The organism is Polymorphobacter sp. (assembly GCF_051860865.1).
Lineage (GTDB): Bacteria > Pseudomonadota > Alphaproteobacteria > Sphingomonadales > Sphingomonadaceae > Sandarakinorhabdus.
Genome location: NZ_JBIMKZ010000087.1, coordinates 1 through 12,161, shown reverse-complemented (window position 1 = coordinate 12,161; position 12,161 = coordinate 1). Strand labels below are relative to the sequence as shown.

The window sequence follows — 12,161 nt, the reverse complement described above, 5'->3', positions numbered from 1 at the left end:
ACGCGGGCGACCGCAGCCTGGCCGGCCGGGTCGTTGGGATAGAGGCCGACGAACACCCGATAGTCCGGATAGGCGAGCGAGGCGATGAGGTGACGCAGCATGGCCTCGATGACCGCGGCCTCGTCCCAGGCGGGAACGAGGATGGCGATCCGCCCGGCCGCGCCTTCGGCGAGCGCGCGGGCGGCGAGCGACTGGGCATCGGCCGGGGCGTGGCGGGTGTAGACGGTGAGCCGGCGCCACAGCAGCCGGGTGAAATAGGCGATGTCGATGAACAGGTCATCGAGGCCGAAGACGAGAAAAACCAGTGCCGTTACCAGCAGCGCCTCGCCGAGCAGCAGGTGCCAGGTGATGAGCAGGCCGGCGAGCGTCATGTCTGGCATGGGCGGCGCCGGGCCGGGATCGCGGGTGGTCTAGGCAGATGCCCCGGCGGCCCGACGGTAAGCAGACGGGGAGGGCCGTTTGCTCGGCGCGTCGGGTGCCGGGGCACCCTCGACGACTGGTGGAAGTGGCGAAGGGTCATTGCGCCACCGACCCGCCAGCGTCGATCTGTGAGGCCTGCCCGGCGGGCAGGCGAAAGGGAAAGGGCGACGGTTTGACCGGGCCGGGGCGCTTGCGCGGCACCCCGGTTCCGGCCGATAGAAAGCGCCATGAGCGCGCGCCCGACCCCCCATCCCGAACAACAATATCTCGATCTGCTGGCCCGGGTGTGGCGCGACGGGGCGGTGCGCGAGGACCGGACCGGCGTGGGCACAAGGGCGCTGTTCGGCGAGACGATGCGGTTCGACCTGTCCGATGGCAGCGTGCCGTTGCTGACCACCAAGCGGGTGTTCTGGAAGCCTGCGCTGCGCGAGCTGCTTTGGTTTTTGAGCGGCAGCCGCAATATCCGGCCGCTGGTGGCCGACGGCGTGCATATCTGGACCGACTGGCCGCTGGCGGCGTACCAAAAAGCCACCGGCGAGGCGATTTCCCGCGACGATTTTGAGGCGCGGATCCTGGCTGACGATGATTTTGCGGCGCGCTGGGGCGACCTGGGCCCGGTCTATGGGTCCCAATGGCGGCATTGGCCGGAATATCAGGACAGGGGCGACGGCACCCATCGGCGCAACGTCGATGGTATCGACCAGATTTCCATCCTCGTGGATGAACTGCAAAACCGCCCCCATAGTCGTCGCCATATTTTCACGGCGTGGAATGTCGCCGAATTGCCCGATATGGCACTCCCTCCCTGCCATATGATTTATCAATATTTCGTAAACGATGGTAGGCTGTCGGGAATTTTATATCAACGTTCTTGTGATCTGGGGCTGGGCTTTGCCTTCAACATTTTCGAGGCGGCCCTATTGGTGCGGATGCTGGCGGAACAGTGCAATCTGCTGCCCGGAGAGCTGGTGTGGATGGGTGCCGATTGCCATATCTATGGCAATCACGCATCGATGATCGACGAGATCCTGTCGCGGTCGCCGAGGGATTTTCCGCAGCTGCGGATGCTGCGCAGGCCCGATACGATCTTCGACTATCGCTTCGAGGATTTCGCGATCGACGGCTATGATCCGCATCCGGCCATCCGCCTGCCGGTGGCGGTATGACGGGCGGGCTCGAGGTCGTCCTGGTGGTGGCCCGGGCCGACAATGGCGTCATCGGCCGTGACGGCACCCTGCCCTGGCGTCTGTCGGCAGACCTAAAGCGATTCAAGGCGTTGACGGTCGGCAAGCCGGTGCTGATGGGACGCAAGACGTTCGAATCGATCGGTCGGCCGTTGCCGGGGCGCCACAATATCGTGCTCACCCGCCAGCCTGGCTGGCAGGCGGATGGGGTGAGCGTGGCGCCCAACCTTGCCGAGGCGATCGCGGCCGCGGGCATGGACCCGAGGGCGCGGGCGGCGGCGCTGATGGTGATCGGCGGGGCGGATATCTATGCGCAGGCGCTGCCGCTCGCCGACCGGGTGGAGTTGACCGAGGTCCATGTTGATGCCGACGGGGATACCGTGCTGCCGGCGTTCAATGCCGCTGTCTGGCGCGAAGTGGCGCGCGAGCGCCACGAGGCTGACGGGACCGCGCCTGCGCACAGCTATGTGACGCTGGTCCGGCGCGAATGATCCGGGTTCTGGCCTGGCTTGTCGGGCTGGTGCTGGTGGCGGCGGCCGCTTTTCTGGCGCTGGCGCCGGGCATTGCGGAGCGGAATATGAACGGCATTGCCGGCGCCGGGACATGGCCGGTGAGCCCGGCGGCGCGGGCGCTGCATGCGCGGTTGACGATCGTCGACCTGCATGCCGATACGCTGATGTGGCAGCGCGACGTGGCGCGACCGTCGACGCGTGGCCATGTCGACCTGCCCAGGTTGCAGGCGGGGAATGTGGCGATCCAGGTGTTTTCGAGCGTGACGAAGACGCCGAAGAACCAGAATTACGAGGCCAACAGTGGCGACACCGACAATATCACGCTGCTGGCGGTGGCGCAGTTGCAGCCGCGCCGGACCTGGGATTCGCTGCTCGAACGCTCGCTCTGGCATGCGCAGAAGCTCGACCGGGCGGTGCGGGCCTCCGACGGCATGTTGTGGAAGCTGACCTCGACCGCCGATATCGACCGGCTGCTGGCCGAGCGCGACGCCGGGCGCCTGGTGACCGGGGCGATCCTGAGCACCGAGGGGGCGCACAATTTGGAGGGGCGGCTGGAGAATGTGGCGCGGCTGCACGTCGCGGGGTTCCGGATGATGGGGCTCGTGCATTTCTTCGACAATGAGGTCGGCGGCTCGATGCACGGGATGGGCAAGGGCGGGCTGACAGTGTTCGGGCGGCGGGTGGTGGCCGAGATGGAGCGGCGGGGCATCATTGTCGACCTCGCCCATGCCAGCCGGCAGACGCTGGCCGATGTTCTGGCGGTCGCGCGGCGGCCGGTGGTGGTCAGCCATGGCGGGGTGAAGGCGACGTGCGATACGCCGCGCAATCTCGATGACGACCAGTTGCGGGCGCTGGCGGCGAATGGCGGCATGGTCGGCATCGGCTATTGGGATGCGGCGGTGTGCAAGCCGACACCGGACGCGGTGGCGCGGGCAATCGTCCATGCGGTCAGGGTGATGGGGATTGACCATGTCGGGCTGGGCTCGGACTTCGACGGGGCGGTGACGACGGGGTTCGATGCCGCGCACATCGATGCGGTGACGGCGGCGCTGTTGCGCGCCGGGCTCGGCGAGGCGGAGATCGGGAAGGTGATGGGCGGCAACGCGCTGCGGCTGCTGCGCGCGGGGCTGGTGCCGGAACGCGGCTCGGCCTAAGGGGCAGCGGATGGAGCGGATTTTCGGGGATGCCCGCCTGCCCGAGGCCTTGCGGGGCTGCGTGGTGGCACTGGGCAATTTTGACGGTTTTCATGCCGGGCACCAGGCGGTGGTGGCGCGTGCGCGGGATCTGGCGCGGGCGCGCGGCTGCCCGGCGCTGGTCGCCAGCTTCGATCCGCATCCGGCCCGGCTGTTCCGCCCCGACCTGCCGCCGTTCGCGCTGACCAGCGTGGCGCAGCGGCTCGACCTGTTCGAGGCGTTCGGGATGGATGGCGGCGTGATCCTGCCGTTTGACCGGGCGCTGGCGGCGCTGTCTGCCGAGGCCTTTGTCAGGGACTGGCTGGTCGGGCGGCTGGGCGTGCAGGGCGTGGTGACGGGCGGCGACTTCACCTTCGGCAAGGGGCGCGAGGGCGATGTGACGCGGTTGGCGGCGCTGATGGCCGAGGCCGGTGGCATCGGCGAAGTTGTGCCGGCGGTGGCCGATAGCGAGGGGGTGATCTCCTCGACACGGGTGCGCAATGCACTGGTGGCGGGCGATCCGGCGGCGGCGGCAGCGCTGCTGACCCGCAATTTCGCGCTGCGGGGGACGGTGGAGCATGGCGCCAAGCTGGGGCGGCAACTGGGGTTTCCGACCGCCAACATGCGGCTCGGGGATTATCTGCGGCCGGCCTATGGGGTCTATGCGGTGTGGGTTCGGCTGGCCTCGGGCGAGCGGGTGAAGGGCGTGGCGAACCTCGGCATCCGGCCGATGATCGAGCCGCCGGTGGAGCTGCTCGAGACCTGGCTGCTCGACTGGTCGGGCGACCTCTATGGCCAGGAGATCGAGGTCGAGCTGGTGTATTACCTGCGGCCGGAGATGAAGCTCGACGGGCTGGAGGCGCTGGTGGCGCAGGTGATGGCCGATGCCGAGGCGGCGCGGGCGGCGCTGGCGGGCTGATGTTGGGGGCGTGACAGGCCGGCTGGGGCGCTCTAGACGCGGCGCATGAACAAACCCGATTATCGCAATACGGTATTCCTGCCGCGCACCGACTTTCCGATGAAGGCCGGGCTGCCCGAGAAGGAGCCGCAGATCCTGGCGCGCTGGCAGGCAGAGAATCTCTACGGCCAGCTGCGGGCGGCGCGGGCGGGCAAGCCGAAGTGGATCCTTCACGACGGGCCGCCCTATGCCAATGGCGACATGCACATCGGCCATGCGCTCAACCATACGCTGAAGGATCTGGTGGTGCGCACCCGATCGCTGCTGGGGTTCGATGCGCCCTATGTGCCGGGCTGGGACTGCCATGGGCTGCCGATCGAATGGAAGGTCGAGGAGGCCTATCGGGCGAAGAAGCTGAACAAGGACGAGGTGCCCAAGCCCGAGTTTCGCGCCGAGTGCCGGGCCTATGCCCAGCATTGGGTCGATGTGCAGGCCGGGCAGCTGAAGCGGCTGGGGGTCAATGGCGACTGGGCGCGACCCTATCTGACGATGGACTTTGCCGCCGAGGCGGTGATCGTGTCCGAGCTGCTGAAGTTCGCCGAGAGCGGCCAGCTGTATCGCGGGGCGAAGCCGGTGATGTGGTCGCCGGTGGAGAAGACGGCGCTGGCCGAGGCCGAGGTCGAATATGAGGATGTGACCTCGACGCAGATCGATGTGGCGTTCGAGATTGTCGAGGCGCCGAACGCGCCCGAGCTGGTCGGGGCGTTTGCGGTGATCTGGACGACGACGCCGTGGACGATCCCGGTGAACCAGGCTTTGGCCTATGGGCCGGAGGTTGAGTATGTAATTGTGACGGTATCCGATGGCTCCGCGAACGATGATCGAGTAAATACAAGGCGATACATTGTTGCCGCGCCGCTGCTGGCGGCATTTTATGGCAGGGCACAGCTCGATCCGGAAGCTGGCCATATCGTGCCCGACGAAAAGCCATTTCAAAACATGTTCGCCGAAGCGAGTGCGCCGTTTTCAGGCCGACGCTTGAACGGTGCGGTGGCCCGGCATCCCATGCACCAGCTCGGCGATTTTTACGCCCGTCCACGTCCGTTTCTTGCCGGCGACTTCGTTACCACTGATGCCGGTACCGGGCTCGTCCATATGGCCCCGGACCATGGCGAGGACGATTTCGCGCTCTGCAAGGCGCATGGGATTAATCCGGTGTTCGCGGTCGAGGCGGATGGGCGGTATCGGGCGGACTGGCTGTGGCTGGGGGCGACCGGCAATGTCATCAACGAGAAGTTCAACGCGCCCGATGGGCCGATCTGTTCGGACTTGAGGGACGCGGGCGCGCTGCTTTCGGCGGCGCCGTTCCGGCACAGCTATCCGCATTCGTGGCGATCAAAGAAGCGGGTGATTTATCGGTGTACGCCGCAGTGGTTCATTCCGATGGACACCAAGCTGCTGGCGCTGTCCTCCGATGCGCGTGCCGATCTCCGCTGGGAAGGCGAGGGCGGGGCGGTGACGCCCGACGACGTGGCGGCGCCCGGCACCCGGCTCACGCTCCGCGAGACGGCGTTGCAGGCGATTGCCGATACGCGGTTCGTGCCCGAGAAGGGGCGCAACCGGATCGGGGCGATGGTCGAGGGGCGGCCGGACTGGGTGATCTCGCGGCAGCGCGCCTGGGGGGTGCCGATCACGCTGTTCGTCGATCGCAAGACCGGGGCTTATCTGCAGGATAGCGAGATCAACGCGCGGATCGTTGCGGCGGTGCGCGAGAAGGGGGTGGATGCCTGGACGCCCGACCTGGCGGCCGAACTGCTCGGCGACCGGGTCGATGATTACGAGCAGGTGATCGATATTCTCGATGTCTGGTTCGATAGCGGCTGCACCCATGCCTTTGTGCTGGAGAGCGGGCGCTGGCCCGAGCTGCAATGGCCGGCCGACCTCTATCTGGAGGGCTCGGACCAGCATCGCGGCTGGTTCCAGTCCAGCCTGATGGAGAGCTGCGGGACGCGCGGGCGGGCGCCGTACAAGGCGGTGCTGACGCACGGGTTCACCATGGACCAGAACGGCCGCAAGATGTCGAAGTCGCTCGGCAATACCATCGATCCGCTGGTGCTGATGAAGGATTATGGCGCCGACATCCTGCGGCTGTGGGCGGCGACGGTGGACTTTACCGAGGACCATCGGATCGGGCCGGAGATATTGAAGGGCGTGGCCGACCTTTACCGCAAGCTGCGCAACTCGTTCCGCTATCTGCTCGGCGCGCTCGACGGATTTTCCGAACAGGAACGCGTGGCGGTGGCCGACATGCCGGAACTTGAGCGCTGGGTGCTGCACCGGCTGGCGGTGCTCGACGCCCAGCTGCGCCAGAATGTCGAGGCTTTCGACTTCAACAGCTATGTCAGCGCGCTTTCGACCTTCGTGAACAATGACCTGTCGGCGTTCGTCTTCGATATCCGCAAGGATGTGCTCTATTGCGACGGTGCGCTGAGTGCGACGCGGCGGGCCTATCGGACGGTTCTCGATACGCTGTTCGAGGCGCTGGTGCGCTGGCTGGCGCCGGTGATGGTGTTCACCGCCGAGGAGGTGTGGGGCACGCGCTGGCCGGACAGCGGCTCCGTGCATCTGCTCGAATGGCCGGCGATCGATGCCGGTTGGCAGGACGAGGCGCTGGCGGCGCGGTTCGAGCGGCTGCGCGAGATCCGGCGCGAGGTGACCGAGGCGATCGAGCCGCTGCGCAAGGGCAAGGTGCTTGGATCGGGGCTGGAGGCTGCAGTGCAGCTGACGCTGGGTGCGGCCGATATGGCGGCGGCGGGCGGGACCGACTGGGCGGAATTGTTCATCACCGGCCGGGTGACCGCGCAGCGCGGCGAGACGCTGGCGGTGGCCGTGACGGCGTCCGACGATCCGCGCTGCGAGCGGTGCTGGCGGCATTTGCCCGATGTGGCGGCGGACAGCGGGCTGTGCGGGCGCTGCGATGGGGTGGTCAATGGTTGAGCCGTTGAGACGGCCGCTGCGGCTCGGCTATGGGCTGGCGGCGCTGGTGTTCGTGATCGACCAGATATCGAAATGGTGGATCCTGGAGGTGGTGCGGCTGCAGGAAGTGGGGACGGTGCCGGTGCTGCCGGTGTTCTCGCTGACCTTTGTCGGCAATGTCGGAGTGTCGATGGGGCTGTTCGCGGCCGGCTCCGATGTCGGGCGGTGGCTGCTGGTGGTGGCGACGGCGGCGATTGCCTGTGCGGTGGCGGTGTGGATCGGGCGCGAAAGGAGCCGCTGGGACGTGGCGGCGCTGGGGCTGGTGCTTGGCGGCGCGCTGGGCAATATCCTCGACCGGGCGCGCTTCGGCTATGTCGTCGACTTCCTGCATTTCTTCTGGCGGGATGCGAGTTTCTGGGTATTCAATGTTGCTGATGCGGCGATCACCTGTGGTGTGCTAATGCTGCTGGTGAAGGCGCTGGCGCCGACGAAGGACCGATGACGATGCGGGTTATTGCGATTGTGGTTTTGACCGGCGCGCTGGCGCTCGGCGCCTGTGGCGGCAAGCGCGGGCTCGGCGAACGGCGCGGGCCGGACGAGCTGGCGATCAGCCGGGCGGCGCCGCTGGTGGTCCCCGAGGACTTCAACCTGACGCCGCCGCGCCCCGGCGAGCCGCGCGCCACCGGCCAGGATGCGCAGAGCCAGGCGATGGAAGCGCTGTTCGGCCCCGGCGTGCGGGTGCCGCCGCGTTCGCCAGCCGAGCAGCAGCTGCTCGACAAGGCCGGCGCTGGCACCATCGACCCGGCGATCCGCTCGAACGCCGGCGATACGGCGACGCCGACCGTCAACAAGGGCGCCTTTGTGCGCGAACTGATGGATGCCCCCGCCGGCACCGTCGATCCGGCCCGCGCCCAGGTCACGCTGGGCGGCTGATCTTTTCATGGGGTCTGGGGCCAAGGCCCCAGCCGCCGGAGGCCCTTTGTTCTATTTGAGCAGCGAGCCCAGAATACCCCGCACCAGCGACTGGCCGGCGCGGCCGCCCAGCTGACGGCCGATGCTGCTGGCGGCCGAGCGGGCGATGCTGGTGGTGATCTGCTCGGTGAGGGATTTGGGCTGGGCGCGGCGGCGGGCGTTCTCGGCCCGTTCGGCGGCGGCTTGCTCCTTGGCGGCCTTGGCCTCGGCCTTTTCGGCATCGGCGGCGGCCTTGGTCTGCGCGGCATGGGCAGCGCCTTCGGCGGCCCGCTGCGATAATAGCTCATAGGCGGATTCGCGGTCGACGACGGTCGCGTATTTGTGCGCGAACGGCGACCAGCCGGTGATCCGGGCTCGCTCCTCGGGGGTCAGCGGGCCGACGCGGGAGCGGGGCGGCGCGATCAGCGTGCGCTGGACCGGCGCGGGGGCGCCGTCGGGCTGGAGGAGGGAGACCAGCGCCTCGCCGACCTTCAATTCGGTGATGGCGGTGGCGACATCGAGGCCGGGGTTGGCGCGGAAGGTTTCGGCGGCGGACTTGATGGCGCGGGCGTCCTTGGGGGTGAAGGCGCGCAGCGCGTGCTGGACGCGGTTGCCGAGCTGGCCGGCGACGGTTTCGGGGATGTCGATGGGGTTCTGGGTGATGAAATAGACGCCGACGCCCTTGGAGCGGATCAGGCGGACGACCTGCTCCACCTTGTCAAGCAGCGCCTTGGGCGCTTCGTCGAACAGCAGATGGGCCTCATCGAAGAAGAAGACGAGCTTCGGCTTTTCGGGATCGCCGACTTCGGGAAGGGTCTCGAACAGGTCCGACAACAGCCAGAGCAGGAAGGTGGCGTAGAGGCGCGGCGAGCGCATCAGCCTGTCGGCGGCGAGAATGTTGACCTGGCCGTGCCCTTGCGGATCGAGGCGCATGAAATCCTGGATGTCGAAGGCCGGCTCGCCAAAGAAATGGGCGCCGCCCTGGTCTTCGAGTGTCAGCAGGCTGCGCTGGATGGCGCCGACCGAGGCGGTAGTGACGTTGCCGTAGCGGGCGGACAGGGCCTTGGCGTTCTCGGCGGTGAAGGCGAGCATAGCCTGCAGATCCTTGAGGTCGAGCAGGAGAAGATTTTCGTCGTCGGCATGACGGAAGGCGATGGTCAGCACGCCCTCCTGGGTCTCGTTGAGGCCCATCAGCCGGCTGAGCAGCAGCGGGCCCATGTCCGAGATGGTGGTGCGGATCGGGTGGCCCTGCTCGCCGAAAATGTCCCAGAAGATCGTCGGACAGGCGCTGTAGCCATAGTCCGGCACGCCGATTTCGGTGGCGCGCTTCATGGTCCATGAGGCCGCCTCGCTGCCGGCCATGGCCATGCCGCCGAGATCGCCCTTTACGTCCGCAAGGAAGACGGGGACTCCGGCGCGGCTGAAGCCTTCGGCCATGGTCTGGAGCGTTACGGTCTTGCCGGTGCCGGTGGCGCCGGCGATCAGGCCGTGGCGATTGGCGCGCTTCATGACGAGCGCCTGGGCGCTTTGCGCGCCCTGTCCGATGTAGAGGTCCGTCGTCATGCCCGCTCTCCCGTTTATTGCGGGATAGCGGGCGGACGCGGGCGTGAGAAGAGGGGGCTATTTCTTGTCGGCGACCAGCTTGATGCCGACATAGCGCGGCAGGCCGGCGCTGCGCTGGACCAGCATCAGCACAGTTTCGCGATTGGCCTTGCGCGCCGCCTCGACGGCTTCCGCCGCTTCGGCGGGCGTGGCCGTGAGGCGCTGGTTGATGCTGAGGATGACATCCCCACGCTGCAGGCCCTGGGCGGCGGCATCCGAGCCCGGGCTGATGCCGGCAATGACGACGCCCTTGACCGTGGCCGGCAGCTTCAGCGTGCTGCGCAGCGCCTCGGTGAGCGGCTGCAGGGTGATGCCCAGCGACTGCTTGGTGGCCTCATCGGTCTGGGACTTGGCGGGCGCGTCTTCCTCGGGATCGACAGGCAGGCCGGATCGGGCCTGGACGACGGACTCGGCCGGGCGCTGCACGACCGTGGCGCGGACCGTCTGACGCTGACCGTTGCGGATAAGTTCGATCGGCACGGTGCTGCCCACCGCGGTGTTGGCGACCACGAAGCTCAGCGTGTTGTCGAAGGTCACGTCCTGGTTGTTGATGCGGACGATGACGTCACCCTGGCGGATGCCGGCCTTGGCGGCAGGGCCGGTGGGCTCGACCGAGGCGACGATTTCGCCGCGATCCTTGGGGAGGCCGAGGCCGGCGGCGATATCGGCGGTCAGCGGCTGGATGCCGACACCGAGATAACCGCGGCTGACGCTGCCCGATGCACGCAGCTGGGCGATGACTGGGCGGGCCAGCTCGGCCGGAACCGCGAAGCCCAGGCCGACGTTGCCGCCGGTCGGGGAGAAGATCGCGGTGTTGATGCCGATGACATTGCCTTCGAGATCGAACAGCGGCCCGCCGGAATTGCCCTGGTTGATGCTGGCATCGGTCTGGATGTAGCGGTCATACTGGCCGGAGCCGATGTTGCGGTGGAGCGCCGAGACGATGCCGGCGGTGACTGTGCCGCCGAGGCCGAACGGATTGCCGATGGCAATCGCCCAGTCACCGACGCGGACATCGTCCTTGTCGGCAAATTTGACGAAGGGCAGGCCGGTGGCATCGATCTTGAGCAGCGCCATGTCGGTCAGAGGATCGCGGCCGACGACCTTTGCCTTGTATTCGCGGCGATCGGAGAGAGTGACGGTGATTGATTCAACCGGCGGGGCATTGCGGGCTTCACCGGCGCTGATCACGTGATTGTTGGTGACGACATAGCCGTCTGCCGAGATGATGAAGCCCGAGCCGAGCGAATTCGCCTCGCGGGTGACCGGCTCGCCTTCGCTGCCCTGCTGCTCCTGGAAGCGGCGGAACAGCTCTTCCAGCGGCGACCCCGGCGGCAGGCCGCCGAAGCGGGCGACGGGCACCTTCTGGGTGGTGCTGACGTTGACCACGGCCGGCGCAAGCTGGGCAGTCAGGTCCGCGAAGCTGCGCGGGGCGCCGCGCGGGCCGGTCATCTCGGCGGTGACGACGTCGGTCTGCGACTGCTGCCCGACTGCTGGGGAGAGGGCCGGGAGCAGGAGGGCGGTTGTTCCAACCGCGACCAGCGCGGCGGGAAGAAGACTGCGGGCAATGCGCACGATCAATGGGACCTTTCAGGCTGGAACGCCCTTTATCGGCGGTGGGCGCCTAACGCGGGATGAACAGATGGTTGAGCATGAAGCTGCGACACTATTGCCCATGCCATTAACGGTTTGAACTCCGCCCTTCGAACTCGCGCAGGAATTCGTTGTTGGGCGACATGATGATTGTCGAGCTGGCGTCCGTGAAGGTGTTTCGATAGGCCTGCATCGCGCGGTAGAAGGCATAGAACTCCGGATCCTTGCCAAAGCTGTCGGCATAGATCTTGGCAGCTTCTGCATCGGCCTCGGCACGGACTAGCTGGGCCTGCTTCTGGCCTTGGGCGCGGATGGTCAGCGCTTCCTGCTGACGGGCGGAGCGCATCCGCTGGAAGGCAGATTCGAGCGGTGTACCGGTCGGCAGATCGGCGCGCTTGATGCGGACATCAACGATCTCGGCGCCATATTGCCGCGCCTGGCGGTTCACCGACGCCTGGATATCATCCATCATCTGACTGCGCTCGGGGCTGAGCAGGGCCGCGAACCGCTGCTTGCCGAGCTCATTGCGGAGTCGTGAGGTGAGAATGCGCTTCAGCGCATCGGCGGCATTGGCCTCAGAGCCGACGGTTTGCAGCATGCGCAGCGGATCCGTGATCCGGAAGCGGGCGAACGCATCGACGACGAGGCGTAGCTGGTCTGTGGACAGCACCGTTTGCGATTCAATGTCGAGGTCCATCACCCGCTTGTCGACGAAGACGACATTCTCGATGAACGGAACCTTGGCAACAAGCCCGGAGCCGCCAGCACCGAAACGGTCATTCGGCTTGTAGGTATTGAGGATGCGCTCGGGCTTGCCGAGGCGCAGGACGACGGCCTGCTTTTCCTCGGGTAC

The 12,161-nt window shown here is 67.1% G+C and carries 11 protein-coding genes; 7 read left to right on the top strand and 4 right to left on the bottom strand.

Annotated features, from left to right (window positions below; translation table 11 throughout):
• On the bottom strand, window positions 1-380 hold a 380-nt coding region (locus tag ACTIFJ_RS13490), incomplete at its 3' end, for a glycosyltransferase (RefSeq protein ID WP_439534633.1).
• 267 nt (window positions 381-647) lie between these two features.
• On the opposite strand from ACTIFJ_RS13490, the gene thyA reads away from it, so the two are divergent.
• The 7 genes from thyA to ACTIFJ_RS13455 are packed head-to-tail and all read left to right on the top strand — an operon-like array spanning window position 648 to window position 8,095.
• Entirely contained in the window at window positions 648-1,586 is a 939-nt protein-coding gene (gene thyA, locus ACTIFJ_RS13485; RefSeq protein WP_439534632.1) for a thymidylate synthase, read from the top strand.
• Window positions 1,583-2,095, top strand: a complete 513-nt coding sequence (locus ACTIFJ_RS13480; protein ID WP_439534631.1) for a dihydrofolate reductase — start codon at window positions 1,583-1,585, stop codon at window positions 2,093-2,095. The genes thyA and ACTIFJ_RS13480 overlap by 4 nt, the downstream gene beginning before the upstream one ends.
• The gene (locus tag ACTIFJ_RS13475; protein ID WP_439534630.1) at window positions 2,092-3,270 is read left to right on the top strand and encodes a dipeptidase; all 1,179 of its coding nucleotides are present in this window, start codon (window positions 2,092-2,094) and stop codon (window positions 3,268-3,270) included. The genes ACTIFJ_RS13480 and ACTIFJ_RS13475 overlap by 4 nt, the downstream gene beginning before the upstream one ends.
• Window positions 3,271-3,280: 10 nt before the next feature.
• Window positions 3,281-4,207 (top strand): bifunctional riboflavin kinase/FAD synthetase, encoded by a 927-nt coding sequence (locus ACTIFJ_RS13470; RefSeq protein WP_439534629.1) that lies wholly within the window; start codon window positions 3,281-3,283, stop codon window positions 4,205-4,207.
• A gap of 45 nt (window positions 4,208-4,252) precedes the next feature.
• The gene (ileS, locus tag ACTIFJ_RS13465) at window positions 4,253-7,183 is read left to right on the top strand and encodes an isoleucine--tRNA ligase (protein ID WP_439534628.1); all 2,931 of its coding nucleotides are present in this window, start codon (window positions 4,253-4,255) and stop codon (window positions 7,181-7,183) included.
• Window positions 7,176-7,664 carry a signal peptidase II gene (gene lspA, locus ACTIFJ_RS13460; protein WP_439534627.1) on the top strand — a complete coding sequence of 163 codons (489 nt, stop codon included), beginning with the start codon at window positions 7,176-7,178 and terminating at the stop codon, window positions 7,662-7,664. The genes ileS and lspA overlap by 8 nt, the downstream gene beginning before the upstream one ends.
• The gene (locus ACTIFJ_RS13455) at window positions 7,661-8,095 is read left to right on the top strand and encodes a DUF3035 domain-containing protein (protein WP_439534626.1); all 435 of its coding nucleotides are present in this window, start codon (window positions 7,661-7,663) and stop codon (window positions 8,093-8,095) included. Before lspA ends, ACTIFJ_RS13455 begins: the two co-directional genes overlap by 4 nt.
• Before the next feature lie 51 nt (window positions 8,096-8,146).
• Here the strand turns inward: ACTIFJ_RS13455 and ACTIFJ_RS13450 are convergent, their stop codons facing one another.
• From ACTIFJ_RS13450 to hflC, 3 genes are all read right to left on the bottom strand, one after another.
• Window positions 8,147-9,676 (bottom strand): helicase HerA-like domain-containing protein, encoded by a 1,530-nt coding sequence (locus ACTIFJ_RS13450; RefSeq protein ID WP_439534625.1) that lies wholly within the window; start codon window positions 9,674-9,676, stop codon window positions 8,147-8,149.
• A gap of 57 nt (window positions 9,677-9,733) precedes the next feature.
• Window positions 9,734-11,290, bottom strand: coding sequence for a Do family serine endopeptidase (locus ACTIFJ_RS13445; protein ID WP_439534624.1), 1,557 nt, complete (start codon window positions 11,288-11,290; stop codon window positions 9,734-9,736).
• Between the two features lie 106 nt (window positions 11,291-11,396).
• Window positions 11,397-12,161, bottom strand: a 765-nt coding sequence (hflC, locus tag ACTIFJ_RS13440; RefSeq protein ID WP_439534623.1) for a protease modulator HflC, incomplete at its 5' end; no start/stop codon positions are given.